Source organism: Deinococcus pimensis DSM 21231 (assembly GCF_000519345.1).
Lineage (GTDB): Bacteria > Deinococcota > Deinococci > Deinococcales > Deinococcaceae > Deinococcus_A > Deinococcus_A pimensis.
Window position 1 is genome coordinate 1 of sequence record NZ_KI912644.1, and the last position, 1792, is coordinate 1792.

At 73.8% G+C, this 1792-nt stretch carries 2 protein-coding genes and 1 pseudogene; all 3 read right to left on the reverse strand.

All coding sequences use genetic code 11. The features are described 5' to 3' along the window. Window positions 1-720, reverse strand: a 720-nt coding sequence (locus tag DEIPI_RS40950; protein ID WP_245588554.1) for a sensor histidine kinase, incomplete at its 3' end; no start/stop codon positions are given. A 49-nt stretch (window positions 721-769) separates the two neighbouring features. Next, entirely contained in the window at window positions 770-1588 is an 819-nt protein-coding gene (locus DEIPI_RS39660; protein ID WP_045234211.1) for an ABC transporter permease, read from the reverse strand. After that, a pseudogene (locus DEIPI_RS39665) lies at window positions 1585-1792 on the reverse strand (hypothetical protein); the annotation flags it as partial. The gene DEIPI_RS39660 and the pseudogene DEIPI_RS39665, both read right to left, overlap by 4 nt.

Sequence of the window (1792 nt, forward strand, 5' to 3'; positions counted from 1 at the left end):
GCCGCGGTAGCCGCGCACGGCGGACCGCACCTCGGACAGCGCGCCGCGCGAGATGCGCTCCACCTCGCGCATCTCCTGCGCGGCCCGCGCGGGGTCGCGCTCGATCAGGCGCGCGGCGAGCTCGCTCTTGAGCACCACGACGCTGAGGGTGTGCCCCAGCAGGTCGTGCAGGTCCCGCGCGATGCGCTCGCGCTCCGCCGTCTGCGCCAGCTGTTCCTTCTCGCGCTGCAACCTGCGCGCGCGGCGCGACTCGCTCATCGCGCGGAAGCTGAAGTGGTTGCCGACGCCGCTCACGAGACCGATCAGCGCGAGCGGCACGACGTCCATGACGCCCGCGCCCTGCCGCGCGAGAGGCGTCAGGGAGAGCAGCGCCGCGAGGAGCGTGCCCGCGAGGCCCCGTTCCAGCCGCGCCTGGAAGCCCGCGACGGACGCGGCGTAGATCAGGAACGTCACCGCGTAGGACCCGAGGAAGGGCGCGCACAGCGCGAACAGCGCGAGGCACAGCGCGTACGCCGCGACGTTCCAGCGCCCGTCCACGTCCCCGGAGAAGACCCGGACGTAGGCGAACACGAACACCGCGCTGCCCACCAGGAACGTCCCGACGAACCACGCGGGCGGCGCGTCCGCGCGGGTGAGGGCGTAGAGGGGGAACAGCAGGTAGCCCAGCCACACGAGGGGCAGCGCTCGGTACACCTTCGGACGGGTCGCGCGGTCGTTCACGTCGTCCTCCAGTGTAGGCGCGCGGACCCCCGGGGTCCGCGCGCGGAGCTCAGCCGTAACGGCGGTCCTCGTCACGTCGGTACGCCCACAGCGCGAGCCCGGCGAACAGCGCGCCCCAGCCCGCCAGCCACAGCCAGTGCGTGACCTCCGCGCCGCTCGACCTCACGCCGATGGTGGACCACGCCACCTGCGCGAAGTGGTAGGCGGGCGAGTACGGCGCGATCTCCCGGATGGCCGCCGGGCCCAGCGAGAGCGGCACGAACAGCCCCGACATGAACGCGAGCGGCAGCACCACGAGGTTCGCGACGGGCGCGGCGGCGGTCGGCCCGACCGAGAAGCCCAGGAAGAGCCCGAGCGCCACGAAGGGCGTCATGCCCGCCAGGAGCTTCAGCACGACGAGCGCGAGGACGCCCGCCTCGAAGCGCACGTGCCCCACGAGCGCCGCGAAGGTCACGAGGACCGTGATCGTCGCGAGGCCCGTCACGAGGGCCGCCACGACCTTCGCGAGGAGGTACGCGGCGGGCGGCATCGGCGTGACGCGCAGCAGGCGCGACCAGCCCAGCGCCCGCTCCGACGCGACCGACACCCCGAAGGAGAAGAGCGCCACGGACAGCAGCGAGTACGCCGCGTACGACACGACGAGGTACGCGCCCGCGTCCACCCCGGCCAGCGTGCGCCCGACGTTCGGGAGGCCGAACATCGCGAAGAACAGCGTCGGGAAGGCCAGCGTGGGGATCGCGAAGGCGGGGACGCGCAGGAGCTTCACGAGCTCCGCGCGGGAGAGCGCCACCACGGCGCGCGGGAGACTCGGGCTCGGGGTGGCCGTCGTTGGGGCCGGGTGGTCCGTCGTGCTCGTCAGGTCGTTCATGCCCGCACCTCCTCGTGCGCGCCGCCCGTGAGGCTCAGGAAGGCCTCCTCCAGGCTCGCGCGGCTCACTTCCAGATGATCGAAGGGCACGCCGCGCGCCCACAGGGTCCGCAGGACCGCCTCGGGTTCGGTGGCGCGGAGCGTCACGACGCCGTCCTCGCCGTCCGGGCTCACGGCCGTCACGCCCGGCAGCGCCGCCAGCTCC

Bases quoted from the DNA above. Each gene is read 5' to 3' on its own strand.
- DEIPI_RS39660 (WP_045234211.1), bottom strand. From the start codon at position 1,588: ATGAACGACCTGACGAGCACGACGGACCACCCGGCCCCAACGACGGCC.